Raw genomic sequence first — 24,018 nt, 5'->3', positions numbered from 1 at the left:
GGCTAGGGACAGGCAAACACTGTCTGCGCCCGGAAAAGTGTTTATCATAGGCATCTCTTTGCCTGGCTTGCACGAACACCATGACCGAGAACGACTACACCCTTCTCTGGGGCCTATACGCTGTGGCCGCCCTGGGCTGCCTGCTGGTGGGCTTCAAGCTGACCGGCTGGATGTGGCGCTGGCTGCGCGAACCGCTGCGGGTAGTGCTGGCGGTACTGCTGCTGACCCCGACCGTGGTCGACCCGGTCAAGGACAGCTTCGCCCCGGCCATCGCCATCACCGCCCTGGATGTCGCCTTCAAGGTCGGCAACAACGCCTGGCGCGCGGTGTCCGACTTCGCCATGTACGGCATGATCGCCTTTGGCCTGTATTTCCTCTTCGTGTTGCTGCGCTGGCCACTGGAGAAGCGCGCCCGCGAGCGCCGCGAGCAAGCCGAGGCCGCCGCCCAGCGCCAGGCTGCCGAAGATGACCAGCTCGCCGCCCGGGCGCCCTTGGCCGCCGAACGCGGTGACCGTTACCGTGACGACCCACGCCCTGCCGCACCGCGCGGCAATGGCCGGGTCGAGCCCCGTCTGTAAACGGAGACACGCCTATGTGCGAACTGCTGGGCATGAGTGCCAACGTCCCCACCGATATCGTTTTCAGCTTCACTGGCCTGATGCAACGCGGCGGGCGTACAGGCCCGCACCGTGATGGCTGGGGCATCGGCTTTTACGAAGGCCGTGGCCTGCGCCTGTTCCAGGACCCGGCAGCCAGCAGCGAGTCGGAAGTGGCCAACCTGGTGCAGCGCTACCCGATCAAGAGCGAAGTGGTGATTGGCCATATCCGCCAGGCCAACGTCGGCCGGGTGTGCCTGTCCAACACCCACCCGTTCGTACGCGAAATGTGGGGCCGTAACTGGTGCTTCGCGCACAACGGCCAGCTGGGCGACTTCACGGGGCAGGCCAGTTTCTACCGACCCGTGGGCGACACGGACAGCGAAGCGGCCTTCTGCGACCTGCTCAACCGCATCCGCAGCGCCTTCCCCGAGCCGGTGCCCGTGGAACAGCTGCTGCCGGTGCTGGTCGAAGCCTGCGCCGGCTACCGTAGCCAGGGCGTGTTCAACTGCATGCTCAGCGATGGCGACTGGCTGTTCTGTTTCTGCTCGACCAAGCTGGTGCACATTACCCGGCGCGCGCCATTTGGTGCCGCACGCTTGAAGGATGTCGACTTGATCGTCGATTTTCATACCGAAACCACCCCCAACGACGTAGTCACGGTGATTGCCACCGAGGCCCTGACCGAGAACGAGACCTGGCACCGTTACGAGCCAGGTCAATGGGGCCTGTGGCGGCACGGCGAGTGCGTGGCGCACGGCCAGAGCTAAGGACGCTGCATGTTCAGAAGTTACCTGCGGTTGCTGTTGTTCACCTTCGGCCTGCTGGCCGGTATCCAGGTCCCGGGGCTGGTCAAGGATTACAGTCAGCGGGTCGAGGCGCACCTGTTCGAATCACGCGAGGCGCTGGATGGCTTCCGGCAAACGGCCGAGCGCTTTTTCAAGGGCGACTTGCAGGCATTGCTGCAGCATTACCGCAGCAGTGACGACCTGGTGTTCAACAGTGATGCCAACAGCATCGAAAGCCTGATGATCCGCAATGAACTGCTGGAAAGCGAATGGCAGGCGCTGCAAGGGCCGTGGGCCCAGCGAACCTGGCATGTGCTGGTGCAGGCTGATCCGCAGCTGCGCGAAGAAACCCTCAATGGTTACAGCTACCAGATTCTGCTGGTGCCCGAAGCCGTTGGCTGGGGCGTTGGTGCCGGTTTTGTGCTGGCCTTTGTGGTTGAAAGCCTGTTGCTGGGGATTGGCTGGGTGATCCTGGGCGGGCGGCGCAGGGCGGTCAAAGAGAGCTGGCGCTGATTTTCGTAGTGCCTGTACCGGCCCTTTCGCGGGCAAGCCCGCTCCCACAGGATTACCACAGGCCTTGAGGGCTGCGCTGTACCTGTGGGAGCGGGCTTGCCCGCGAAAGGGCCGGTACTGGTACAGCTAGCCAGTCAGACCAACACAATCCGTTGCCCACCCACATCTCGGCCATACCCCTCCAGCACCTGCCGGCAAACCCCGACCACTTCATCCACCAGCGCCACCCCGGTCTGCCAGGCCACCACCAGCTCCAGGCTGGGCGGGGGTTGTAGCCCTTCCAGCAACACCAATTCACCCCGGCCCAACTCGGCATCCACCAACGCTGGCGGTAACGCGCCAATACCAAACCCATCGCGCAACAGCCGGGTAATCGCCGCCACCGAGTTCACGCAGTTCAGCCGCGGTGCCTCAGCCCCCGCAGCTTGCAGCAGGCTCAGTACCTCCTGGTGTGGTCGCGAATTTTTTGAAAAGGTGATGATACGCTCGCGCCCAAGCTCGGCCAGCGACGCATAGTCCCGGTGCTGGTGCGAGCCTGCAGCCACCACCCAGCCCATCGGGTAACGCGCCAGGTCGAGGCTGCGGATGGACTGCTCGCGCAGCAGGTCGGTCTGCAGGATCACGTCGAGAAAGCCCTTCTGCAACTGCTCGCGCAGGTTAAGCGCGGTGTCGGCCACCAGTTCGATTTCAACCTGCGGGTAGCGCTCGGTCAGCTCCGCTACCAGCGCGCTCATCCAGGTGTGAATCACCGTGTCCATCACCCCGATGCGTATGCGTCCGACCTTGGTCCGGTCGCTGTCCAGCGACTGCTTCATGGCCTTGGCGGTTTCCAGCATGCGTTCGGCATATTCCAGCACCTTGCCGCCTTCCGGGGTCAGGCTCACCCCGCGTGAGTCACGCAGCAACAGCTTCACGCCAAGGTCTGCCTCCAGCGCGGCAATGCGGCTGGACACCGAGGCTTGGGTGGTAAACAGCTTTTCTGCCGTCAGGCGGAAGCTTTTCAGCCGGGCGACCCAGACGAAGGTTTCGAGGAAGCGAAGGTTCATGATCAGTTTTTCTTGTTCCAGACCGGCGGTTTTTATCGTTGGACTCAATCCTCGCGGGCTCTGAACAATGGCGCCCAGGCCGCGACGCTTTATGTCGCCCATAAAACAATACCAACAAGCCGAGGCATCCATGAACCCCACCGGCGTGCAGCAGCAGGTCAGTTCTCCACCTTCGTCCGGGCCTTTCGCCTGGTACCGCGATATCGACAAACAGCAACGGCGCACCTTCTGGAGCTGCAAGATCGGCTATGGCCTGGACGGCATGGACACGCAGATGCTCAGCTTCGTCATCCCCACGCTGATCATGCTGTGGGGTATCACCACCACCGAAGCCGGGTTGATCCATACCAGCACGTTGATCGCCTCGGCCGTGGGTGGCTGGGTGGCCGGTATCCTCTCCGACCGTATCGGCCGCGTGCGCACCCTGCAACTGACGGTGCTGTGGTTCGCCTTTTTCACCTTCCTGTGCGGCTTCGCCCAGAACTACGAACAACTGCTGATCGCCCGCACCCTGATGGGCTTTGGCTTCGGCGGTGAATGGACCGCCGGCGCGGTGCTGATCGGCGAGGTGATCCGCGCCCAGGACCGTGGCAAGGCGGTGGGCATGGTGCAATCCGGCTGGGCCATCGGCTGGGGCCTTACGGCGATTCTCTACGCGCTGCTGTTCTCCTGGCTGCCGCCAGAGCAGGCATGGCGCGCCTTGTTCCTGCTGGGGCTGGTGCCGGCGGTGTTCGTGATCTTCGTTCGCCGCCTGGTCAAGGACCCTGAGGTCTATCGCGAAGCCAAGGCAGTAGAAAACGCCGAGGCACCCTCGCGCTTCTACGAAATCTTCGCCCCGGGCATGCTCTGGACCACCGTGCGGGCGTCCCTGCTGACCACCGGCGCGCTGGGTGGCTACTACGCCATCACCTCGTGGCTGCCGACGTTCCTGAAGAATGAGCGAGGCCTGAGCGTGCTGGGCACGGGTGGCTACCTGGCCATGGTGATCGTTGGTTCTTATGTGGGCTATGTGGTCAGCGCGTACCTGTCCGACCTGCTGGGGCGCAAGAAGAACTTCATCCTGTTCGCCGTGGGCTCGTTCGTCATCGTGCTGCTGTACACGCAGATGCAGGTCAGCGATGGCGTGATGCTGTGGCTGGGCTTCCCGCTGGGTTTCTTCGCCTCGGGCATCTTCAGCGGCATGGGGGCGTTCCTGACCGAACTGTTCCCTACGCGCATTCGCGGTTCGGGGCAGGGCTTCTGCTACAACATCGGCAAGGTCATTGCGGCACTGTTCCCGTTGCTGATCGGCATGCTCGGCCAGAACATGCCGCTGGGCCTGAGTATCGGCATGTTCTCTGCGGTGTCCTACGGGATTGTGATCGTGGCGGCCTTGAGCCTGCCGGAAACGCGCGGCAAACAGCTGCAGGCGCGGTAAGGTAGGCCTATGAACAACAACAAGGGAGACCGCGTGGTGGAACGCCTGCTACTCAATTGCGACATGGGCGAGAGTTTTGGCAGCTGGCGCATGGGCCTGGACGCCGAGGTGATGCCCTACATCGACTGCGCCAACATCGCCTGCGGCTACCACGCCGGCGACCCCGGCATCATGCGCCGCACCGTGGCCCTGGCGCTGGAACACGGGGTGACCATCGGCGCGCACCCGGCCTACCCGGACCTGGTCGGCTTTGGCCGCCGCTCCATGGCGTGCAGCCCAGAGGAAATCCGTGACCTGCTGCACTATCAGATCGGTGCGCTGGACGGCATCTGCAAAGTGCTGGGTGGCCGCGTGGCGTATGTGAAGCCCCATGGTGCGCTGTACAACGACATGATGGCCGACCCGCTCAAGCTGCGCACGGTGCTGGAGGCCGTGGCAGCCTACGACAGCAACCTGCCGTTGATGCTGATGGCCACTGCCGACAACCGTGCCGCTCAGGCCTTGGGCGATGAAGTCGGTGTGCGGCTGTGGTTCGAGGCATTCGCTGACCGCGCCTACACCGCCAGTGGCCACCTGGTGTCGCGGCGCCTGCCCGGTGCGGTGCACCACGACCCGGCACTGGTGGTGGACCAGGCCGTGCGTCTGGCCCGGGGCGACACCCTGGTGGCGGACGATGGCAGTGCCCTGCGCCTGCAGGCCGGCACCCTCTGCGTACATGGCGACAACGACAGTTCGGTGGCGGCAGTGCGGCAGATACGCCAGGCCCTCGACGCTTTGGAGGCACGATGAAGCCGCGCATCGAAGTGGTGGCCATCGACAGCCTGATGGTGCGCCTGTTCGACTGTATCGACGAGGCCAACATGCCGTGGATGCTCGCCGCCAGCCAGCGTCTGAGCACCGCGTTCGGTGAGCACCTGCTGGATCTGGTGCCGTCCTACACCACATTGATGGTGCAATTCGCCCTGCCGCCAGGCGAGGCGAGGGCGCTGATCGCCCAAGCGCTGGAGGGTTTGCAGGCAGATACCGGCAACGCTGGCCGGCGCCATGAAATCCCGGTGTGGTATGACGCCAGCGTCGGCCCTGAACTGCCTGTGCTGGCGGCCCGAAGCGGCTTGAGTGAAGCGGAAGTCATCCGCTTGCACAGCGAGCGCGACTACCCAGTATTTGCCCTGGGCTTTGCCCCCGGTTTCGGCTTCATGGGCCTGGTGGATGAGCGCCTGGCCTGCCCGCGTCTGAGCACCCCGCGCAAGCGCGTGGCCGCCGGAAGCGTCGGTATTGCCGAACGCCAGACGGCGGCCTATCCGGCCGTATCTCCGGGCGGCTGGAACCTGATTGGTCGTACGCCGTTGCGCCTGTTTGATCGTGATCGTGAAGGCTACAGCCTGTTGCAACCTGGTGACCGGGTGCGCTTCGTGCCGGTTTCGCGCAGCGAGTTCGTGGCCTTGGGTGGTGATGTGGAGGCGCAGGGATGAAGCAGTTGAAGATCGAGGCCAGTACGCCGTTGTGCCAGTTGCAGGACGCCGGGCGCTTTGGCGTGCGTCACCTGGGCGTGACACAGGGCGGTGCGCTGGACTGGGTGGCGATGCACTGGGCCAACTGGCTGCTGGGCAACCCGTTGGCGGCGCCGGTGGTTGAAGTGGCGCTGGGAGGGTTCTGCGTGGTGGCCGAACAGGATTGTGTGCTGGCCCTGGCCGGTGCCGACCTGGATGCGCGGGTTGACGATCAGCCTGTCGCGCCTTGGCGCAGCTTTGCCCTGGCCAAGGGGCAGCGCTTGACCCTGAAACAACCCAAGCAGGGCGTACGGGCCTACCTGGCGGCACCAGGTGGATTTGTAGGCGAAGATGTACTGGGCAGTTGTGCCACCGTGGTATGTGAAGCGCTGGGTGGCATCGATGGCCAGGGTACTACGCTCGGTAAAGGTCAGTTGCTGGCATTTGCCGGTGCTTCGGCATCCCTGCGCGAGATGCCGCAAGCGTTGCGCCCGCAGTACGCGCAAAAGCCTGTGCTCGACCTGGTGATCGGCGCGCAGATTGGCGACTTCAGCGGTACCAGCCTGTTCGAGGCCTTCAACAGTGACTGGACGCTGGACAGCCGTGCCGACCGCATGGGCATACGTCTGTTGGGACCTCAGTTGGTCTACCAGGGCGCGCCGATGATTTCCGAAGGTATACCGCTGGGGGCGGTGCAGGTACCGCCGGATGGGCAGCCGATCGTGTTGCTCAATGACCGGCAGACCATTGGCGGCTATCCGCGGCTGGGGGCGTTGACGCCGTTGGCGCTGGCGCAACTGGCGCAGTGCATGCCGGGGGCGGTGGTGCGGTTCAGGGCGGTGGTGCAGGATGAGGCCTGGCGGGAGCACCAGGTTTACCTGGGCCGTTGGTTATAGGGCTGCTGGCCTTTTCGCGGGCAAGCCCGCTCCCACAGGTCCGCCACAGGCCTTAAGGCTTGCGCAGTACCTGTGGGAGCGGGCTTGCCCGCGAAGAGGCCGGTACAGGCCACATCACTTGGACAGATACCGCATCCCTTCCTCCAACCCCTGCAAGGTCAGCGGGTACATCTTGTCCTCGATCAAATCCCGCACCAGATGGGTTGAAGCGGTGTAGTCCCAGGCCTGCTTCGGATACGGGTTGATCCAGATGATCTTCCTGAACTTCTCCATGAAGCGCTGTATCCACACATATCCGGCCTCTTCATTCCAGTGCTCCACGCTGCCACCCGGCTGGGTGATTTCGTAAGGTGCCATGGCTGCGTCGCCGACAAACACCACTTTGTAGTCGTCGCCATACTTGTGCAGCAGGTCGAAGGTGGAATACCGCTCCGAGGTGCGGCGCAGGTTGTTCTTCCACACCGATTCGTACACGAAATTGTGGAAGTAGTAGTACTCCAGGTGCTTGAACTCGGTCTTGCACGCCGAGAACAGCTCCTCGCAAACTTTGATGTGCGCGTCCATCGAGCCGCCGATGTCGAACAGCAACAGCAGCTTCACCGTGTTGCGCCGCTCGGGGCGCATCTGGATGTTCAGCAACCCGGCGTCACGCGCGGTGTGGTCGATGGTGCCGTCGATGTCCAGCTCTTCGGCGGCGCCTTCGCGTGCGAACTTGCGCAGCCGGCGCAGGGCCAGCTTGATGTTGCGCGTGCCGAGTTCCACCTGGTCGTCCAGGTTCTTGTACTCGCGCTGGTCCCACACCTTCACCGCCTTGCCCTGGCGTTTGCCGGCTTCGCCTACGCGAATGCCCTCGGGGTTGAAGCCACCCGAGCCGAACGGGCTGGTGCCGCCAGTGCCGATCCACTTGTTGCCACCGGCGTGGCGCTCCTTCTGCTCTTCAAGGCGTTTCTTGAATTCTTCGATCAGCTTGTCCAGTCCGCCAAGGGACTGGATCTGCGCACGCTCTTCGTCAGTGAGCGAGCGCTCGAATTCCTTGCGCAGCCAATCTTCGGGGATCAGTGCCTCGATGTGCCGGTCGAGGTTTTCCAGGCCCTTGAAGTAGGCGGCAAAAGCCCGGTCGAACTTGTCGAAATGGCGTTCGTCTTTCACCAGGATGGCGCGGGCGAGGTAGTAGAATTCGTCCATGTCGGCGAACACCACATGCTTTTGCAGGGCCTGGTGCAGGTCCAGCAGCTCGCGCACCGATACCGGTACCTTGGCCGCGCGCATTTCATTGAACAGGTTGAGCAGCATGGCCGGCTCCTGTCAGCGGTTGCCGCGCCGGCTCATGAAGGCCAGGCGCTCCAGCAGCTGCACGTCCTGCTCGTTTTTCACCAGCGCGCCGGCCAGCGGCGGGATGGCCTTGGTCGGGTCGCGTTCGCGCAGCACCGCTTCACCAATGTTGTCGGCCATCAGCAGTTTGAGCCAGTCGACCAGTTCGGAGGTTGAAGGCTTTTTCTTCAAGCCTGGCACCTTGCGCACGTCGAAGAACACATCCAGTGCCTCGCTGACCAGCGACTGGCTGATGTTCGGGTAGTGCACGTCGACGATCTGCTGCAGCGTGGTGCGGTCGGGGAAGGCGATGTAGTGGAAGAAGCAGCGGCGCAGGAAGGCATCCGGCAGTTCTTTTTCGTTGTTGGAGGTAATGATGATGATCGGGCGTTGCTTGGCCTTGATGGTCTCGTCGATTTCGTAGACGTAGAACTCCATCTTGTCCAACTCTTGCAGCAGGTCGTTGGGGAACTCGATGTCGGCCTTGTCGATTTCATCGATCAGCAGGATGACCCGCTCTTCGGCCTCGAAAGCCTCCCACAGCTTGCCCTTTTTCAGGTAGTTGCGCACATCGTGCACCTTGTCCACGCCCAGTTGCGAGTCACGCAGGCGGCTCACCGCGTCGTACTCGTACAGGCCCTGATGGGCCTTGGTGGTGGATTTGATGTGCCAGGTGATCAGGCGCGCGCCGAACGAGGCAGCCAGCTGCTCGGCGAGCATGGTCTTGCCGGTGCCGGGCTCGCCCTTGACCAGCAGCGGGCGTTCGAGGGTGATGGCCGCGTTCACCGCCAGTTTCAGGTCGTCTGTGGCGACGTAGTCGCGGGTGCCTTCGAACTTCATGGGGTTGTCCTCTGTTGTAAGCCTGTACTGGCCGCTTGGCCGGTACAGGCAACACCTGTTTGTAAGTTGTTACCGACTATAACGCGGGGTCAGGCAGCTGCAAACGCAGACCGGGTATTCAGTCCCTGAATGCCCCGTCACATCTGCAGGCTTTACGGGCCTCGGGGGCAGGCTTACCCTTGAGGTCTTTCCCTGCTCTTTTTCATGCCAAGGACCCCTGCCATGAGCCGTATCTTTGCAGACAACGCCCACTCCATCGGTAACACGCCGCTGGTGCAGATCAACCGCATCGCCCCACGTGGCGTGACCATCCTGGCCAAGATCGAAGGGCGCAACCCGGGCTACTCGGTCAAGTGCCGCATCGGTGCGAACATGGTCTGGGACGCCGAGAGCAGCGGCAAGCTCAAGCCGGGTATGACGATTGTCGAGCCCACCTCGGGCAACACCGGTATCGGCCTGGCCTTCGTCGCCGCTGCCCGTGGTTACAAACTGATGCTGACCATGCCCGCTTCCATGAGCCTGGAGCGCCGCAAGGTGCTGAAGGCACTGGGTGCCGAACTGGTGCTGACCGAGCCGGCCAAGGGCATGAAGGGCGCCATCGAGAAGGCCAACGAAATCGTCGCGTCCGACCCGGCCCAGTACTTCCTGCCGGGCCAGTTCGAAAACCCGGCCAATCCGGCCATCCACGAGAAAACCACCGGCCCGGAAATCTGGAACGACACCGACGGCGCAGTCGATGTACTGGTCGCAGGTGTGGGCACCGGCGGCACCATCACCGGCGTATCGCGCTATATCAAGCACACCCAGGGCAAGGCCATTCTGTCGGTGGCCGTTGAGCCCGTTTCGTCGCCGCTGATTACCCAGACCTTGGCCGGCGAAGAACTCAAACCCAGCCCGCACAAGATCCAGGGCATCGGCGCCGGTTTTGTGCCAAAAAACCTTGACCTGTCCATCGTCGACCAGGTGGAAACGGTAACCGATGAAGAATCCAAGGCCATGGCCATCCGCTTGATGCAGGAAGAGGGCATCCTCTGCGGTATCTCCTGTGGCGCAGCCATGGCTGCCGCTGTGCGCCTTGCCGAAAAACCGGAAATGCAGGGTAAGACCATCGTCGTAGTCCTGCCGGATTCGGGCGAGCGTTACCTGTCCAGCATGTTGTTCAGCGACATGTTCAGCGAGCAGGAAAACCAGCAGTAATCGGCCTTGCCGCTGACCCGGCGCAACGATCGGTGGCCTGGTTTATTGCAAAATCTTCATGAATGCGATCCTGCTCGGGTTGTTTTTACCTCGGCGGGATCGGTTTATGATGGCAGGATGATTTTCAGGAGAGCAGGACGCGCAGCCCTGGCTCTTCCCCAAGGAGTGAAAGCATGACCTTTTCCTTTGCAGCCAAGGCGGGTGTCTTGCTGGTGTTTTTTGGCAGCGTGCTGTTCGTGCACTTGCGCGGCAAGGCTCGCTTGCCGGTGTTGCGCCAGTTCGTCAACCATTCGGCGCTGTTTGCCCCTTACAACGCGTTGATGTACCTGTTCTCTGGTGTGCCGTCCAAGCCCTACCTGGACCGCCAGCGCTTCCCTGAGCTGGACGTGTTGAAGGACAACTGGCAGGAAATCCGCGAAGAGGCCATGCGCCTGTTCGACGAGGGCTACATCCGCGCCGCCGAGAAGGACAACGACGCCGGTTTCGGCTCGTTCTTCAAGAAAGGCTGGAAGCGTTTTTACCTGAAGTGGTACGACAAACCCCTGCCTTCGGCCGAAGCCCTGTGCCCGCGCACCGTCGAGTTGGTCAGCAGCATCCCCAACGTCAAGGGCGCGATGTTCGCCCTGTTGCCCGGCGGCAGCCACCTGAACCCGCACCGCGACCCGTTCGCCGGTTCCCTGCGCTACCACCTGGGCCTGTCCACCCCCAACTCCGATGCTTGCCGCATCTACGTCGATGGCGAGGAATATGCCTGGCGTGATGGCGAAGACGTGATGTTCGACGAAACCTATGTGCACTGGGTCAAGAACGAGACCGACGTTACCCGCGTTATCCTGTTCTGCGACATCGAGCGCCCGCTGAGCAGCTCGCTGATGACCCGCGTCAACCGCCAGGTCAGTGCCTTCCTCGGTCGCGCCACCGCGCCACAGAATACCGATGACGAGCGCGTGGGCGGGATCAACCAGGCGTATGCCTGGAGCAAGCGCTTCAGCAACAAGATCAGCGGCCATGTGAAGCAGTTCAAGCGCGCCAACCCCAAGGCCTACCGCGTGCTGCGGCCGGTACTGGCGGTGGTGGTGGCTTATTTGCTGTACCGCTGGTTGTTCTGATTTTTTGTTGCCTGACCCGGCCTCTTCGCGGGGCAAGCCCGCCCCCACAAGTTCTCCTCATCCTTCGAGGACGATGGCGCTCTTGTGGGAGCGGGCTTGTCCCGCGAAGAATCTCCCGCTATATTCCAGTGCATTCACTTCCTCGAAGACCCTGTTCATGCCTGCCATCCCTTCCACCACACGCTTTGCCATCGCGCCAGTCGCGGGCATGGTCGTGCGTGGCAGCCAGCAGCCGGTCATGATCAGTCATTACCCACCACCTGTCAGTGGCGTTGTAGGCGGCGTAGCGCCGCCTCCTTGCGTGGTCGTGCTGGGCTGATCGGCTTCTGGCCGCATTCCTTCGCACACGCAACCTACTGAACACGGTCGGCTACTTCCCCAACTGAAGTCTACGCCCACCGTTCGGCTTATTTGCCCGAATACAGGTGCCTACATGTCTGTCTTTTCCAAAGCTTCCGTGGCCTCGGCGGCCACTACCAGCCTGTTCGTCCTGCTGTGGAGCAGCGGAGCGATCGTCTCCAAGCTGGGCCTGGCACATGCCAGCCCGTTTGCCTTCCTGCTGTTGCGCTCGGCGCTGGCGCTGACGGGCCTGCTGTTGATCGGCCCGTTGCTGGGGCTGCGCTGGCCGCGTAGCCGTGGGGCCATTCTGCGTGCCCTGGGCACCGGGTGTGTGCTGCTCGGCGCCTACCAGATCTTCTATTTGCTGGCGCTCAATACCCATGTCACCCCGGGCGTCATGGCCACGGTGATGGGGGTTCAACCCATCCTTACCGTGGTGCTGATGGAGCGGCAACGTTCCTGGAGCCGTCTGTTCGGCCTGGGGCTGGGCTTGGCTGGCTTGATCATGGTGGTCTACCAGGGCATCAACCTGGGCGGCGTGTCGCTGGCGGGGATGCTGTTCGCCCTGCTGGCGCTGGCCAGCATGACCTTGGGTTCGATCCTGCAGAAGCGCATCACCGACAACCCCATGGGCACGCTGCCGCTGCAGTACTTGGCCGGTTTTGCCATGTGTGCGCTGTTCGCACCTTTGCAACCGCTGCAGGTCGAGTGGACTGGCGGCTTCATCGGCGCGCTGCTGTGGATGGGCCTGGTGGTCTCGTTGCTGGCGACCCTGCTGCTGTACCGGCTGATCGCCAAGGGTAACCTGGTCAATGTCACCAGCCTGTTCTACCTGGTGCCGGCAGTGACCGCAGTGATGGACTTCCTGATCTTCGGTAACCGCCTGGCACCGCTCAGCCTGCTGGGCATGGGGCTGATCGTGGTCGGCCTGCTGTTCGTGTTTCGCAAGCCCGCTGCGCGGCTGGCCGAGGCGTAAGCCTTAGCGGAACTCTTCGGGGATGGCATGGCGCAGTACGCCTTCCTCGAAGTCCAGCAGGCCGGCTTCGCGCTGGGTGAGCAGGTAGTAGAGGAGGGTATCGAGTGACCGCTGCGATGGGACCTCGACCGCCAGCATCTTCACGGCCTGCTCGGTTTCGCAGTTGCAGCCGAAGTCCTGCAGGGCCGTGCGTACTTGGTCGAGGGTTTCTGGTGGCTTTACCAGCACCCGGAATACCGAGCTGCCGCTGCTGCTGCGCAGTGTATCGAACCAGGTTTCGCCGCCTTCTTCACGGGTCGCGATCACATCACCTGGGGCGATGCCGTAGACATGGAAGGGGATGTTGTCGACGGCATAGCCCCCTTCCACGGCCTTGACCCACAGGCCCTCGACCGAGGCCGGTGGGTAGCCGGTCTCGTCCTGTTCCAGGCGGAACAGGACTTTCTTGTACGCGTCGCTCATCGTCTACCCCGCTTCAGCTGCGCGCCGGGCGCAGCACCAGCCACAGTGCCACGCCAATCAGCAAGCCGCCGTACAGGTGTGCCATCGACAGCGGCTCGTCCAGCAACCACGCTCCCCACAATACGCCGAATACCGGGATCAGGAAGGTCACGGTGCTGGCCTTGACCGGGCCGATTTCCTCGAGCAGGCGGAAGTACAGGATGTAGGCGAACGCCGTGCACAGCAGACCCAGGCCCAGCAGCGACAGCCACACCTGCCAGCCACCCCAACTGGCAGGCGGCTGACTGATCGCGCTCCAGGCGAACAGCGGGCTCAGCATCAGGGTAGCGCCGAGCATGCTGCCCAGTGCCGACAGGCGGCTGTCCAGGCCGGTGACCCAGCGGCGGGCGAGAAAGCCCGCAAAGCCGTAACAGGTGGTGGCTGCCAGGCAGGCGAGGGCGCCTTGCAGCAGGGCCATGTCCAGTGCCACCGGGCCGGCGCCGCTGAGGATGCCGACGCCGAACAGGCCCAGGAAGATGCCGCAGAGCTTGGGCAGTGTCATGGGTTCACGGAAGAACAGCACGCCGATCAGTACGCCCATCAGTGGCGTGGTGGCGTTGAAAATTGCCGAATAGCCGGCCGGCAATACCTGGGCCGCTACGGAGTAGAAGGTGGCGGGGATGCCGGAGTTGATCATGCCCAGCACCAGGCAGGCGCCGAGCTTGCCTTGGAAGTCCCAGCGCACGCGGGCGGCGGCGACGATGGCCACCAGGCCCAGGCAAGCGATGGACACGCGGAAGAACGCGGTCGGCACTGTGCCCAGCTCGGGGGCGATGATACGCATGAACAGGAAACTCGCCCCCCAGACGGCGGCAAGGGTTAGCAGGCGGGCTAGGGCGATGGGGCTCACGACGGTCTCCGGAGGCAGGGCAGGGGCGCGAGTTTACGCGAGGGGGCGGGGAGATTCTTGTGCTTTCTTGCGGTGTAATCCTGTGCGGCTAAGCTGTCTATCTCACCCCGCACCGAGGTGTCCTGCATGACCCAGCACTGGCCTGCCGGCGAGATCGCCCGGATGATCCTCGATGGCTTTGACGACTATCGCGAGCATTTTCGCCGCATCACCCTCGGTGCCCGTGAGCGTTTCGAACAGGCGCGCTGGCAAGCGTGCCAGCGCGCCGCCGCCGCACGGATCAACCTGTATGAACAGAAGGTCGGCGAGGTCAACGGCTGGTTGCGGGATGCGTTCGATGACGAGGTGCTGCTGGAGGTCGGCCAGTGGCCCTTGGTGAAAAGTGCCTACATAGGCCTGATTGACCCGCGCCTGGACGATGAACTGTCGGAAACCTGGTACAACTCGCTGTTCTGCAGCCTGTTCAGCCATGACCAGATCAGCGACGGCTGCATGTTCATCCACACCACCCGGCCGTCGATCCGCAGCCACCAGCGCGCTGCACAAACCCGTACCTATTGCCCCGATGGCAGCCTCAAGGGCCTGTTGCGGGCGATCTTCGCCGACTATGCATTCGTCTATGGCGACCTGGAAAGCGACCTGTCACGCCTTGAGGAGCAGCTGCGCGAATGCCTGCCGGACTGGGTCTGCAAGGACGCGACGCTTGCGGTGGAGCTGTTTTCACCAGTGTTGTACCGCAACAAGGGGGCCTACCTGGTCGGTCGGCTTTACAACAGCGACGAGCAGTGGCCCCTGGTGATCCCGCTGCTGCACCGCGAAGGGCATGGCATCGAGGCCGATGCGCTGATTACCGACGAGGCCGAGGTGTCGATCATCTTTTCCTTCACCCGCTCGTACTTCATGGTCGATGTGCCGGTGCCGGCGGAGTTCGTCAACTTCCTCAAGCGCATCCTGCCCGGCAAGCACATTGCCGAGCTGTACACTTCAATCGGCTTCTACAAACACGGCAAGTCGGAGTTCTACCGGGCGCTGATCAACCACCTGGCGGGCAGCGACGACCGCTTCGTCATGGCGCCCGGCGTGCGTGGCATGGTCATGAGCGTGTTCACCCTGCCGGGCTTCAATACGGTGTTCAAGATCATCAAGGACCGTTTTTCACCCTCGAAAACCGTTGACCGCGCCACGGTGATCGACAAGTACCGGTTGGTAAAAAGCGTTGATCGGGTCGGGCGCCTAGCCGATACCCAGGAGTTTGCCGATTTTCGCTTCCCGCGTGACAAGTTCGAGCCGGAGTGCCTGGCTGAACTGCTGGAGGTGGCGCCGTCGACCGTGGCGCTGGAGGGGGACACGGTGCTGATCCGCCACTGCTGGACCGAGCGGCGCATGACGCCGCTGAACCTGTACCTGGAGCATGCCAGTGAAGGTCAGGTGCATGAGGCGCTGGAAGACTATGGCCTGGCGATCAAGCAGCTGGCGGCGGCGAACATCTTCCCGGGTGACATGCTGCTGAAGAACTTTGGCGTTACCCGCCATGGCCGGGTGGTGTTCTACGACTATGACGAAATCAGCTTTTTGACCGAGGTGAACTTTCGCCATATCCCGCCGCCGCGTTACCCGGAGGACGAAATGTCGGGCGAGCCGTGGTACTCGATCGGCCCGCATGATGTGTTTCCCGAAGAGTTTCCACCGTTTCTGTTTGCCGATATCGGCCAGCGGCGGTTGTTCAGCCGCTTGCACGGGGAGTTGTATGACGCGGATTACTGGAAGGGGTTGCAGGCGGCGATTCGTGAGGGGAAGGTGATTGATGTGTTTCCGTACCGGCGCAAGGCCCGGTAATCGTGCTTTACCAGGACCGGCTTCTTCGCGGGCAAGCCCGCTCCCACAAGTACAGCGCTGTGCCTGAGGGCAACTCATTACCTGTGGGAGCGGGCTTGCCCGCGAAGAGGCCAGGCCTGCTGAGCACAATTATCCCCTCAAACACTTCAACTCACTGAAATCCGTCCGCACCTTGCCCAACCTATCCTGCAAAAACCGCCGCTGTTGCGGCGTGCTTTGCTGCACCAGGTCCACCAGTAAACTCCGGGCTTGCCGCTCGGTATTCTGAAACGCCGCACGATACGCCGGCGTCCACAAACTTTCCTTGCGCTGCAACAGCGTCGCCAGGCGCGGTTCGAAGCTGGCGTCGTTGCGCTGGTTCATCGCCAGCATCAATTGCTGTTGCCAGTGGGCGCGGTTGGCGATCCATTCGCGGTTCTGGTCGCCCAGCGCCTGCGACCAGGCCTGCACCCGCTGCTTCTGCACTGGCGTCAATTCCCCCAGCCATGGCGTCAGGCGCTTTTCCATGCGTTCGGTACGGCGGTCGATCTGTTTGGCCAGCGGTGTATCCACATACTGCTTCTGCCGTTCGCTGATGTCGTTGCGCAAGGCATCGCGCATCTCCGCCACCTGGGTGTCGCTCATGCCACGCAGCAGTTCTGTGGCCGACGGGGTGATTTCTTCAGCCACCCGGCCAATCGCCTCGCGGGCCTCACGGGTGCGTTGCTGCAGGGCCTGGTCGGTGACCTGGTCATCGGCCACCATGCCGCGCACCCGGTCCAGCCAGTCGAGGTAGCCGGGTAGCTGGGTCTTGCAATGCCAGGCCAGGTGCTCGCGCAACCGGTCGTCGAGCAAGGCCTTCTGCTCGCGGTTCATGTCCAGGTAATCGCCCAGCGACCACGGCACCAGGCGGTCGAGGTTGCGGTAGGCCAGGTCGATACGGCTGCAGGCGGCCAGGGCCAGGGCGAAGCCGATGGCGATGAGCAGGGCTTTGGACAGGCGTGCAGGCATGTGCTGTTCCTTGCAGTGGCGGCCAATCGGTAGAAGTAAGGGTAGCCGCAGGGTTCCATTGCATCGCGGCAATGGCGGTTTCCTTCCATCGGCAATGCCACTATTATTGCGACTAATTCTTATCCGCATCGTTACAAGGATGATCGCGTGTACAAGGTTCCGCCTGCACCGCACGATGACATGCACTGCCTGTACCGCGACCACAGCGGCTGGCTGCAAGGCTGGCTGCGCCGTCGCCTGGGCGACCGGGAGCGGGCGGCGGACCTGACCCAGGACACCTTCGTACGCCTGATCGCCAGCACGGTGGCCCATCCCCTGCGGGAACCGCGCAACTTTCTGGCGACGGTGGCCAAGCGGGTGATGGTCGACCATTTGCGTCGTCGTTCGCTGGAGCAGGCTTATCTGGAAGCCATGGCCCTGGAGCCAGCGCTTGTAGAGGCCTCCCCAGAACATCGGGTCGTGCTGTTGGAAACGCTGCTGCAGCTTGATGCCATGCTGGATGGCCTGAACCACAAGGTTCGCCAGGCGCTGTTTCTTTCTCACCTCGAAGGCTTGAGCTACGCCGAAATCGCCGAGCGCCTGGGCGTGTCTGTCAGTTCGGTGACCAAATACATCGCCAAGGCCACCGAGCAGTGCCTGCTGTTTGCGCTGGATGCCGAACTGTGAGCGCCGCACAGCAACGCCAGGCGCTGCGTGATGCGGCGCAGTGGCATGCCCGCTTGAGTGCGGGGGCAGACTACCCGGCGCTGTATCAGCGTTGGCAGGCCTGGCATCAGGGCGACCCGGTTCATCAATGGGCCTGGCAGCGTTTGGAGGCCTTTCACGCCGAGTTGCGCAGTGTGCCGGCGGCCGTGGCGCAACGGACGCTGGTGGTGGAGCCGCCATTGGCAGGCAGGCGTACCGTGCTCAAGGGCCTGGTGCTGGGCCTTGGTGTGTCGGGCCTGGCCTGGACCGGCTACCGGCAGACGCCGTTGTGGCTGGCCGATGTGCGCACCGCCACGGGTGAGCGGCGCCAGCTGCGGCTGGAGGATGGCACACAACTGACGCTGAACACGGCCAGTGCCGTGGACATTCGCTATGACCACTTGCAACGCCTGATCATCCTGCGCGCGGGGGAGATCATGGTGACCACAGCCAAGGATGCCCGGCCACTCAGCGTGCGCAGCCAGCAGGGCGAGATGCGTGCGCTGGGTACGCGCTTTGTCGTGCGCCAGCTGGACGGGCAGACTGAACTGGATGTGCTTGAACATGCCGTTGCCGTGCGCAACCGACCAGAGGCCGAGCCGTTTCGGGTGGAGGCGGGTATGAGCCTGCGTTTTGGTTCAGGGCCATTGCCTGCGCCGCAGGTACTCGACCCCAATCGCGACGAGTGGGTCAATGGGCGGTTGGTGATCGATAACTGGCCGTTGGGCCGGGTGCTGGATGAATTGCAGCGTTATCGCCCAGGTTTCATCGAATGTTCGAAGGACGTTGCGCACCTGCGCCTTTCCGGGGCCTTCCCGCTGGACGATACGGCGCGTGCGTTGGAGGCGATTGCCCAGGCGTTGCCGGTGCGCATCGAGACACATACGCGGTTCTGGGTGCGGGTGCGGCCTTTGGGCTGATGCTGCATCGGGCTTTTTTAAAAATATTTCTCGTTTGCATTGTCGGTTTTCCGGTTTCACACGACCCCTCCTGCAAACCGCCACTACAGGCCTTTGAAGGAGCCCCCCATGCCACGCCGCGTTACCCCCCACACTTACCCCAGAAAACCCCTTGTCGTCGCCATGTTCAGTGCCGCCTTGCTGCTGCAGGCGGGTGTGGTTCATCCGCTGACCAGTGCCGGGCAGGCCAGTGCTGCCGAAGCCGCACGCAGCTACGCCATCGCCGCCGGGCCACTGGGCGCGGTGCTCAGCCGCTTTGCCAGCGATGCCGGGGTGGTGTTGTCGTTCGAGGCAGAACTGACCCAGGGCAAGCACAGCCCGGGGTTGCAGGGGACGTACAGCGTTGAACAAGGCTTTGCCCGGTTGCTGGCGGGGAGTGAGCTGCAGGTGATGGCCGCGAGCAATGGCAATTATGTGCTGTTGCCACGATCGACGGATGGGGCGCTCGAACTGGGCGCAACCAGCATCAATGCCGCAGGCTTGGGGGCCACGACGGAAGGGACCGGGTCTTACACGACCGGGGCGACCAGCACGGCGACCAAGATGAATTTGTCGATTCGTGAGACGCCACAGACCATTAGCGTCGTCACCCGTCAGCGCATGGATGACCAGCAACTGCATACGATGAGTGAAGTGCTGACACAGGCCCCCGGCATCACCATGTCCCAAGACGGTGGTGAGCGCTTCAACATCTATTCTCGTGGCAACGTGATCAGCACCTACCAGATCGACGGGGTGACCACGACCCAGGAGAACCAGACACGCACCACACCCAGCACCTTGTTGGACATGGCTCTGTACGATCATGTGGAGATCGTTCGCGGTGCTACTGGCCTAATGACCGGCGCAGGCGACCCCAGCGGTGTAGTGAACGTCATTCACAAGCGCCCGACTGCGCACTTTCAATCCTATGTGCAAGGCACAATCGGCTCTTGGGACTTTAACCGCCTGGAAGCAGATGTCTCCGGTCCGCTGATCGACAGCGGCAAGCTGCGTGGCCGCTTCGTGGCTGCCAAGCAGGACAACAATACCTTCATGGACTGGTACAGCCAGGACAAGAACATTGCCTATGGCGTCATCGAAGCCGATGTCACCGATACCACCTTGGTGCGCTTCGGTATCGACTATCAGACCTACAAAGCCACCGGTGCCCCTGGCGTACCGCTGATGTACAACAATGGCCAGCAAACCAACTTTTCGCGCTCGACCAGCGCGGGGGCACGCTGGGCCTATGATGACTATGAAACCTTCAACTACACCATCAACGTCGAACAGCAGCTTGCCAACGATTGGCAGTTGAAAGTGGCCGCGAACTACATGGACGTAGACCGGGACGTCGGCGTTGCCTACTACGCCACCAACAGCCTGACCTCCAGCCTGGACCCGGCAACCAACCGCGCCACCGGCGAGCGGGGTAAGTCGTGGGCTGATCAGACACAAAAAGGCGTGGATGTGACGCTGCAAGGGCCATTTCAAGCCTTTGGCCAGACCCATGAGCTGATATTCGGCTACAACTATCAACAATACGACAATACGCACTTTTCTTACTCGGGTGGCACCCAGAGCTTCGACTTCGATACCTGGGATAACGAACTTCCGAAACCGGCCAGCTATACACCATTACTGGACTTCAACATAAACTCGCGGCAAAGCGGATACTTCGCCGCAACGCGCCTGAATTTCACCGATCATCTTCACTTGATCCTGGGGGCTCGTGGCAGCAACTACGAATACAACTACTATTCGAAAGTACTCAATGCCGTTCCCGAACGGGACCCCACTGTATATGGGATGCGCGAACGTGGCGTGGTCACACCTTATGCTGGCATCGTCTACGACTTGACGCCTGAGCAATCGGTTTATGTCAGCTACACCGATATTTTCAAACCGCAATCGAACCGGGACATCGACAACAAGCCACTGGCCCCCGTGGAAGGCACCAACTACGAGGCCGGCTGGAAAGGCGAGTTCTTCGACAGCCGCCTCAATGCCAACGCCGCGATCTACTACATCAAACGCGACAATCTGGGTGTCGCCACGGGCGAGACGATTCCAGGTACCAGCGACATCGCCTATAAAGCTGTCAGCGGTGCCGAGACCAAAGGTGTCGACCTAGAACTTTCCGGCGAGGTACTGCCAGGCTGGAACGTACAGTCCAGTTACAGCTGGTCCCGTACCGAAGACGCCGACGGGAACCGCCAGCTGTCCCAATTACCCTCAGATACGGTGCGTTTCTGGACCACCTACCGCCTGCCTGGCGAATGGGACAAGCTCACCGTCGGCGGTGGCGTCAACTGGAACTCGGGTACGTCACTGTACTTTACCCGCTACCAGACCCGGGCAAAGCAGGATGACTACTATGTGGCCAGCTTGATGGCGCGCTACCAAGTCACCGACCACCTCAGCACGACCCTCAATATCAACAACCTGTTCGACGAAAAGTACTATGCAGGCTTTGCCGGCAACTACGGCCACTACGGTGCTCCGCGTAACGCCATGTTGAACCTGCGCTACGATTTCTGAGGATTTCCCCCCCCTAGTGCAATTGGCATAGGGGCAACCGTCCGGAAGCTTTGACACCACCCCATGTCTGTCCGGAAAATAGCCCCCTTGTCTTGAGGATCTTCAGAAATGGCTCTGCTTGGGCGTTACAACAGTTTGCAAATCGTGAAGCATGTGGACTTCGGTCTGTACCTGGACGGTGGCGCCGATGGCGAGATCCTGCTGCCCGGGCGCTACATCCCGAAAAACGCCGAAACCGAGGTGGATGACTGGCTGAACGTGTTCATCTACCTGGACAGCGAAGACCAGCTGATCGCCACCACCGAGAAGCCCAAGGTGCAGGTCGGCGAATTCGCCAGCCTCAAGGTCAAGGACATCAACGGTGCCGGCATCTTCCTGGACTGGGGCCTGTCCAAGGACCTGATGATGCCGTACTCGGAAGAAGCACGGCAGCTGAAGATCGGCGATTACTGCGTGGTGCACGTCTACCTCGACAAGCGCACCCGCCGCATCACCGCTACTTCACGCCTGGACCGCTACCTCGACGTCACCCCGGCTGACTACAAAGTCGGGCAACCGGTCGAGTTGTTGGTGGCCGGCGAAACGCCGATGGGCTTCAAGGCCATCATCAACAACCGTCACTGGGGCCTGATCCACAAGAACGAGGTGTTCAAGTTCCTGCGTTCGGGCATGCACGAGAAGGGCTTCATCAAGGAAGTGCGCCACGACGGCAAGATCGCCCTGAGCCTGCAGCCGGTGGGTGCGGCCCTGGCCGATAGCCTGCAAGAGCAGATCATGGCGCGCCTGGAGGCTGAAGGTGGGGTGTTGGCCGTGTGCGACAAGAGCGACCCGGCGCTGATCAGCAAGCTGTTCAACGTCAGCAAGGGCAACTTCAAGAAGGCCATTGGCGCGCTGTTCAAGCAGGGCTCGATCGTCATCCATGACGATCGTATCGAAAAGGTCTGACGGCCTTACGCCTGCACGAAGTTGCGGAAGTCCAGCTGCTCGCCACCCGGACGGGTGTCGCGCAGCAGCGAGTCGCGGTCAGCGCTGAGGGCCAGGCTGATGGTCGAGCGGCGCTTGCCGGGCTTGCGCACTTCCATCTGCTCCAGGTGAGCCTTGAGGAAGTTGGTGGGCACCTTCAGGTGCTGCAGCTCATCGCTTTCCGGCGTGTGCAGCAGCAGGTTGACCCAGTCGGCCTGGCCCTTGCCCAGCAGCTTCACGGGCACTTCGAACCACCACAGGTTGCGTTTGTTGTCCAGGATGGCGAACAGGGTGTTGTTGCTGTTCAGCACCGGCTTGGCCAATGCTTCGTTGCGCCGGGCGATGGCGGCGGGTTTGTCGAGTTTCATGCAGGTTCCTGCGGGTTGACGCTATGAAGGCCTGCATTGTGAGGGGTGGCACGGGGCGGGGCAAGGTTTGCCTGTGCTGGCCTCTTCACGCGGTCACCCGCGAAGAGGCTGGTAGCCTTAACGCCTAACCGGCAGGCTCAATTCCGAAGTAGCCCCATCTGCGGTAGTCACGGTCGCAGTAAAGCTGCGCAGCCCACCGATATTCTCCAGCACCTGGGCAAACCGCGCCTGCCCCTGCTTGTCACTGTTCACCAGCACCTCCCCGAGGTACTGCTGCGCCTCGGTGCCATCTGCCTCGGCATTGCCAAAGAACTCCACCCGCAGCAGGCTCGACCCCGGCCCCTGCACTTCACCGCGCAACACATTGCCCTCCAGCGCAATCAGCCGTGGCGCCTGTTGATTGTGGTTGGGCAGCGGCTGGCAAGGCTTGGGCTCACCTTTGGTATCGCAGATGATTGCCTGGTCCTGTTTCGCCAGGTCGGCCCCCACCCCGCGCGACCCCACATACAGCGCATGCGCCTGCGCGGGTACGCCAAACACGATGGCGCCGGTCCGTTGGTTGGGCACGCAAGAGCCGCCTGCCTCGCAGCGGCGGATGTCCTGGCTGTTCCCCCAGATACGGTTGGCGCTGAGGCGCGTGGCGGTTGTGTCCGGCTCCGGACGCAGGGCCACGCCGATGCGGTTGCCGTGGATCAGGTTGCCGTCGAGGATGTTGCCCTCGCCGGTAACGCTGACCCCGATCGAGTTGCCGCTGAAGGTGTTGGCCGCCAGGTAGTTGCGCTTGCCCCAGTTGATCTGCAGGCCGTCGGAGTAGTTCTCGAAGCGGTTGCGCACCACGCTGTTGTCGTTGCCCAGCAGAATCTCGATACCCTGCGAGGGCTCGGGGTTGGCGGGCGTGGAGCGGAACAGGTTGTCGGCCACCAGGTTGAACGCCGCGCCGCGGGTCAGCTCCAGGCCGTCACCGTTGTCGATCAGCTGGTTGCGCAGCACCTTGTTGTTGTTCGTGGTGGTGGCGGTGGGGTTACCGGCGCCGTCATCACCGGTCAGCATGATGCCCGCTCCGCCTTTGTTGGCGACGATGCGGTTATCTTCGATCACGTTGCCACTGGCGCGGTTGACCAGGATGCCGATGCAGAAGTTGCGCACCTCCAGCCCGCTCAGGTGCACGCCTTGGGTATCACGCAGCACCAGCCCGGGGTTGGTGGTGGTGCGCACGTTTGTGCCGAACTGGCCGGGCAGGGCGCCGGGGCAGGTGCGTACGCCCTGGTCCTTGATGTACGCCGAACCGTCGATGGCGATGTATTGGCCGTCGTGCGCCCAAGGCAGGCCGGTAATGCGTACCGGGCCTTTGATTTCCGGCAGCGCGCGGCTGGGGCGGATAACGTAGGGCGGCTTGCCGACCGCCGCGATGTCGATGCGGTAGTGGCCGGGGTTCTGGTTGCTGGTTTCGATGGCCCAGCGCAGCGAGCCGGGCTGGCCGTCGTCGGTGTAACGCTCGACACGCAGGGTTTCGGGGCTGGTCGGTGTGGCGGCCAGGGCGGGCAAGGGAAGCAGTGGCAGCAAGGCCACCAGCGCAGGCATCAGACGCATGGGTGCGGGTATCCGGAAAACATTGTTTTTATGAAGTGCCAGCCTGCTTTGGGCGGACGTTTGCGGGGATTCTAGGGCAGGGCTGATGGCATCGCGCGGGCGAAGGGCCGATTCGGTGCGGTATTCGCCCGCAGTTTTACCGCTCGGTTCAAGCGTTACAAATCCGTTGAAACTCCTGACGAGGGCGTTGGGTCAACCCACTGTCGACACGGTTCACGTGTCTCCCATTGCAGGAG

General features: G+C 62.5%; 24 protein-coding genes. 16 read left to right on the top strand and 8 right to left on the bottom strand.

Annotated features, from left to right (window positions below):
- Positions 1-80 precede the first annotated feature (80 nt).
- The 3 genes from QQL85_RS13925 to QQL85_RS13915 are packed head-to-tail and all read left to right on the top strand — an operon-like array spanning position 81 to position 1,897.
- Complete coding sequence (locus QQL85_RS13925; protein WP_284354136.1) at positions 81-578, top strand: MFS transporter; 498 nt, start codon at positions 81-83, stop codon at positions 576-578.
- A gap of 14 nt (positions 579-592) precedes the next feature.
- The gene (locus QQL85_RS13920) at positions 593-1,366 is read left to right on the top strand and encodes a class II glutamine amidotransferase (RefSeq protein ID WP_284354135.1); all 774 of its coding nucleotides are present in this window, start codon (positions 593-595) and stop codon (positions 1,364-1,366) included.
- A gap of 9 nt (positions 1,367-1,375) precedes the next feature.
- Positions 1,376-1,897 (top strand): DUF2937 family protein, encoded by a 522-nt coding sequence (locus QQL85_RS13915; protein ID WP_284354134.1) that lies wholly within the window; start codon positions 1,376-1,378, stop codon positions 1,895-1,897.
- A 134-nt stretch (positions 1,898-2,031) separates the two neighbouring features.
- Here QQL85_RS13915 and QQL85_RS13910 read toward each other — a convergent pair whose 3' ends face one another.
- Positions 2,032-2,943, bottom strand: a complete 912-nt coding sequence (locus QQL85_RS13910; protein WP_284354133.1) for a LysR family transcriptional regulator — start codon at positions 2,941-2,943, stop codon at positions 2,032-2,034.
- Positions 2,944-3,073: 130 nt separating this feature from the next.
- Here QQL85_RS13910 and QQL85_RS13905 point away from each other — a divergent pair, with 130 nt between their 5' ends.
- From QQL85_RS13905 to QQL85_RS13890, 4 genes are read left to right on the top strand one after another with little or no spacing between them, the layout of a single operon-like run.
- Positions 3,074-4,360, top strand: a complete 1,287-nt coding sequence (locus QQL85_RS13905) for an MFS transporter (protein ID WP_284354132.1) — start codon at positions 3,074-3,076, stop codon at positions 4,358-4,360.
- Between the two features lie 9 nt (positions 4,361-4,369).
- Complete coding sequence (locus tag QQL85_RS13900; protein WP_284354131.1) at positions 4,370-5,149, top strand: 5-oxoprolinase subunit PxpA; 780 nt, start codon at positions 4,370-4,372, stop codon at positions 5,147-5,149.
- Positions 5,146-5,832 carry a 5-oxoprolinase subunit PxpB gene (pxpB, locus tag QQL85_RS13895; protein WP_284354130.1) on the top strand — a complete coding sequence of 229 codons (687 nt, stop codon included), beginning with the start codon at positions 5,146-5,148 and terminating at the stop codon, positions 5,830-5,832. Before QQL85_RS13900 ends, pxpB begins: the two co-directional genes overlap by 4 nt.
- Positions 5,829-6,746 (top strand): biotin-dependent carboxyltransferase family protein, encoded by a 918-nt coding sequence (locus QQL85_RS13890; protein ID WP_284354129.1) that lies wholly within the window; start codon positions 5,829-5,831, stop codon positions 6,744-6,746. Before pxpB ends, QQL85_RS13890 begins: the two co-directional genes overlap by 4 nt.
- Positions 6,747-6,860: 114 nt before the next feature.
- On the opposite strand, the gene QQL85_RS13885 is transcribed toward QQL85_RS13890, so the two are convergent.
- Entirely contained in the window at positions 6,861-8,039 is a 1,179-nt protein-coding gene (locus QQL85_RS13885; RefSeq protein WP_284354128.1) for a vWA domain-containing protein, read from the bottom strand.
- Positions 8,040-8,051: 12 nt separating this feature from the next.
- Complete coding sequence (locus tag QQL85_RS13880) at positions 8,052-8,897, bottom strand: AAA family ATPase (RefSeq protein WP_012273667.1); 846 nt, start codon at positions 8,895-8,897, stop codon at positions 8,052-8,054.
- A 222-nt stretch (positions 8,898-9,119) separates the two neighbouring features.
- On the opposite strand from QQL85_RS13880, the gene cysK reads away from it, so the two are divergent.
- The 4 genes from cysK (at position 9,120) to QQL85_RS13860 (ending at position 12,518) form a co-directional block, all read left to right on the top strand.
- Positions 9,120-10,094 carry a cysteine synthase A gene (gene cysK, locus QQL85_RS13875; RefSeq protein ID WP_284354127.1) on the top strand — a complete coding sequence of 325 codons (975 nt, stop codon included), beginning with the start codon at positions 9,120-9,122 and terminating at the stop codon, positions 10,092-10,094.
- Between the two features lie 173 nt (positions 10,095-10,267).
- On the top strand, positions 10,268-11,203 hold the full coding sequence (locus tag QQL85_RS13870; protein WP_284354126.1) for an aspartyl/asparaginyl beta-hydroxylase domain-containing protein: 936 nt from the start codon (positions 10,268-10,270) through the stop codon (positions 11,201-11,203).
- A 157-nt stretch (positions 11,204-11,360) separates the two neighbouring features.
- Positions 11,361-11,522 carry a hypothetical protein gene (locus tag QQL85_RS13865; RefSeq protein ID WP_284354125.1) on the top strand — a complete coding sequence of 54 codons (162 nt, stop codon included), beginning with the start codon at positions 11,361-11,363 and terminating at the stop codon, positions 11,520-11,522.
- Positions 11,523-11,636: 114 nt separating this feature from the next.
- Positions 11,637-12,518, top strand: a complete 882-nt coding sequence (locus QQL85_RS13860; protein ID WP_284354124.1) for a DMT family transporter — start codon at positions 11,637-11,639, stop codon at positions 12,516-12,518.
- A 3-nt stretch (positions 12,519-12,521) separates the two neighbouring features.
- On the opposite strand, the gene QQL85_RS13855 is transcribed toward QQL85_RS13860, so the two are convergent.
- Both QQL85_RS13855 and QQL85_RS13850 read right to left on the bottom strand, forming a co-directional pair.
- Positions 12,522-12,980 (bottom strand): DUF4265 domain-containing protein, encoded by a 459-nt coding sequence (locus QQL85_RS13855; RefSeq protein ID WP_284354123.1) that lies wholly within the window; start codon positions 12,978-12,980, stop codon positions 12,522-12,524.
- A 13-nt stretch (positions 12,981-12,993) separates the two neighbouring features.
- A complete protein-coding gene (locus tag QQL85_RS13850; protein WP_284354122.1) occupies positions 12,994-13,869 on the bottom strand; it encodes a DMT family transporter in 876 nt (291 codons plus the stop codon).
- Positions 13,870-13,995: 126 nt separating this feature from the next.
- Here QQL85_RS13850 and aceK point away from each other — a divergent pair, with 126 nt between their 5' ends.
- Positions 13,996-15,705: a bifunctional isocitrate dehydrogenase kinase/phosphatase gene (gene aceK / locus QQL85_RS13845; RefSeq protein ID WP_284354121.1), complete on the top strand. Its 1,710-nt coding sequence runs from the start codon at positions 13,996-13,998 to the stop codon at positions 15,703-15,705.
- A 129-nt stretch (positions 15,706-15,834) separates the two neighbouring features.
- Here the strand turns inward: aceK and QQL85_RS13840 are convergent, their stop codons facing one another.
- Entirely contained in the window at positions 15,835-16,695 is an 861-nt protein-coding gene (locus QQL85_RS13840) for a DUF6279 family lipoprotein (RefSeq protein ID WP_284354120.1), read from the bottom strand.
- 147 nt (positions 16,696-16,842) lie between these two features.
- Between QQL85_RS13840 and QQL85_RS13835 the strand changes: the two genes are divergently transcribed.
- The 4 genes from QQL85_RS13835 (at position 16,843) to QQL85_RS13820 (ending at position 21,806) form a co-directional block, all read left to right on the top strand.
- Positions 16,843-17,361, top strand: coding sequence for a sigma-70 family RNA polymerase sigma factor (locus tag QQL85_RS13835; RefSeq protein ID WP_284354119.1), 519 nt, complete (start codon positions 16,843-16,845; stop codon positions 17,359-17,361).
- Complete coding sequence (locus QQL85_RS13830) at positions 17,358-18,299, top strand: FecR domain-containing protein (protein ID WP_284354118.1); 942 nt, start codon at positions 17,358-17,360, stop codon at positions 18,297-18,299. Before QQL85_RS13835 ends, QQL85_RS13830 begins: the two co-directional genes overlap by 4 nt.
- A gap of 108 nt (positions 18,300-18,407) precedes the next feature.
- The gene (locus QQL85_RS13825) at positions 18,408-20,861 is read left to right on the top strand and encodes a TonB-dependent siderophore receptor (RefSeq protein ID WP_284354117.1); all 2,454 of its coding nucleotides are present in this window, start codon (positions 18,408-18,410) and stop codon (positions 20,859-20,861) included.
- Between the two features lie 108 nt (positions 20,862-20,969).
- On the top strand, positions 20,970-21,806 hold the full coding sequence (locus QQL85_RS13820; protein WP_284354116.1) for a CvfB family protein: 837 nt from the start codon (positions 20,970-20,972) through the stop codon (positions 21,804-21,806).
- A 5-nt stretch (positions 21,807-21,811) separates the two neighbouring features.
- Here the strand turns inward: QQL85_RS13820 and QQL85_RS13815 are convergent, their stop codons facing one another.
- Entirely contained in the window at positions 21,812-22,192 is a 381-nt protein-coding gene (locus tag QQL85_RS13815) for a hypothetical protein (RefSeq protein ID WP_060498687.1), read from the bottom strand.
- 117 nt (positions 22,193-22,309) lie between these two features.
- Positions 22,310-23,782: a NosD domain-containing protein gene (locus QQL85_RS13810; protein ID WP_284354115.1), complete on the bottom strand. Its 1,473-nt coding sequence runs from the start codon at positions 23,780-23,782 to the stop codon at positions 22,310-22,312.
- Positions 23,783-24,018 lie beyond the last annotated feature (236 nt).

Origin of the sequence: Pseudomonas putida (assembly GCF_030159595.1) — a bacterium.
Lineage (GTDB): Bacteria > Pseudomonadota > Gammaproteobacteria > Pseudomonadales > Pseudomonadaceae > Aquipseudomonas > Aquipseudomonas putida_AC.
This window is presented reverse-complemented; position numbering and strand designations above follow the sequence as displayed.

Excerpts from the sequence above, each read along its gene's own strand:
- cysK (WP_284354127.1), top strand. The coding sequence starts at position 9,120 with ATGAGCCGTATCTTTGCAGACAACGCCCACTCCATCGGTAACACGCCG.
- QQL85_RS13865 (WP_284354125.1), top strand. The coding sequence starts at position 11,361 with ATGCCTGCCATCCCTTCCACCACACGCTTTGCCATCGCGCCAGTCGCG.
- QQL85_RS13825 (WP_284354117.1), top strand. The coding sequence starts at position 18,408 with ATGCCACGCCGCGTTACCCCCCACACTTACCCCAGAAAACCCCTTGTC.
- QQL85_RS13925 (WP_284354136.1), top strand. The coding sequence starts at position 81 with ATGACCGAGAACGACTACACCCTTCTCTGGGGCCTATACGCTGTGGCC.
- QQL85_RS13820 (WP_284354116.1), top strand. The coding sequence starts at position 20,970 with ATGGCTCTGCTTGGGCGTTACAACAGTTTGCAAATCGTGAAGCATGTG.
- QQL85_RS13910 (WP_284354133.1), bottom strand. The coding sequence starts at position 2,943 with ATGAACCTTCGCTTCCTCGAAACCTTCGTCTGGGTCGCCCGGCTGAAA.
- QQL85_RS13880 (WP_012273667.1), bottom strand. The coding sequence starts at position 8,897 with ATGAAGTTCGAAGGCACCCGCGACTACGTCGCCACAGACGACCTGAAA.
- QQL85_RS13915 (WP_284354134.1), top strand. The coding sequence starts at position 1,376 with ATGTTCAGAAGTTACCTGCGGTTGCTGTTGTTCACCTTCGGCCTGCTG.
- QQL85_RS13810 (WP_284354115.1), bottom strand. The coding sequence starts at position 23,782 with ATGCGTCTGATGCCTGCGCTGGTGGCCTTGCTGCCACTGCTTCCCTTG.
- QQL85_RS13870 (WP_284354126.1), top strand. The coding sequence starts at position 10,268 with ATGACCTTTTCCTTTGCAGCCAAGGCGGGTGTCTTGCTGGTGTTTTTT.
- QQL85_RS13905 (WP_284354132.1), top strand. The coding sequence starts at position 3,074 with ATGAACCCCACCGGCGTGCAGCAGCAGGTCAGTTCTCCACCTTCGTCC.
- pxpB (WP_284354130.1), top strand. The coding sequence starts at position 5,146 with ATGAAGCCGCGCATCGAAGTGGTGGCCATCGACAGCCTGATGGTGCGC.
- QQL85_RS13900 (WP_284354131.1), top strand. The coding sequence starts at position 4,370 with ATGAACAACAACAAGGGAGACCGCGTGGTGGAACGCCTGCTACTCAAT.
- QQL85_RS13890 (WP_284354129.1), top strand. The coding sequence starts at position 5,829 with ATGAAGCAGTTGAAGATCGAGGCCAGTACGCCGTTGTGCCAGTTGCAG.
- QQL85_RS13815 (WP_060498687.1), bottom strand. The coding sequence starts at position 22,192 with ATGAAACTCGACAAACCCGCCGCCATCGCCCGGCGCAACGAAGCATTG.
- aceK (WP_284354121.1), top strand. The coding sequence starts at position 13,996 with ATGACCCAGCACTGGCCTGCCGGCGAGATCGCCCGGATGATCCTCGAT.
- QQL85_RS13885 (WP_284354128.1), bottom strand. The coding sequence starts at position 8,039 with ATGCTGCTCAACCTGTTCAATGAAATGCGCGCGGCCAAGGTACCGGTA.
- QQL85_RS13855 (WP_284354123.1), bottom strand. The coding sequence starts at position 12,980 with ATGAGCGACGCGTACAAGAAAGTCCTGTTCCGCCTGGAACAGGACGAG.
- QQL85_RS13860 (WP_284354124.1), top strand. The coding sequence starts at position 11,637 with ATGTCTGTCTTTTCCAAAGCTTCCGTGGCCTCGGCGGCCACTACCAGC.
- QQL85_RS13840 (WP_284354120.1), bottom strand. The coding sequence starts at position 16,695 with ATGCCTGCACGCCTGTCCAAAGCCCTGCTCATCGCCATCGGCTTCGCC.
- QQL85_RS13920 (WP_284354135.1), top strand. The coding sequence starts at position 593 with ATGTGCGAACTGCTGGGCATGAGTGCCAACGTCCCCACCGATATCGTT.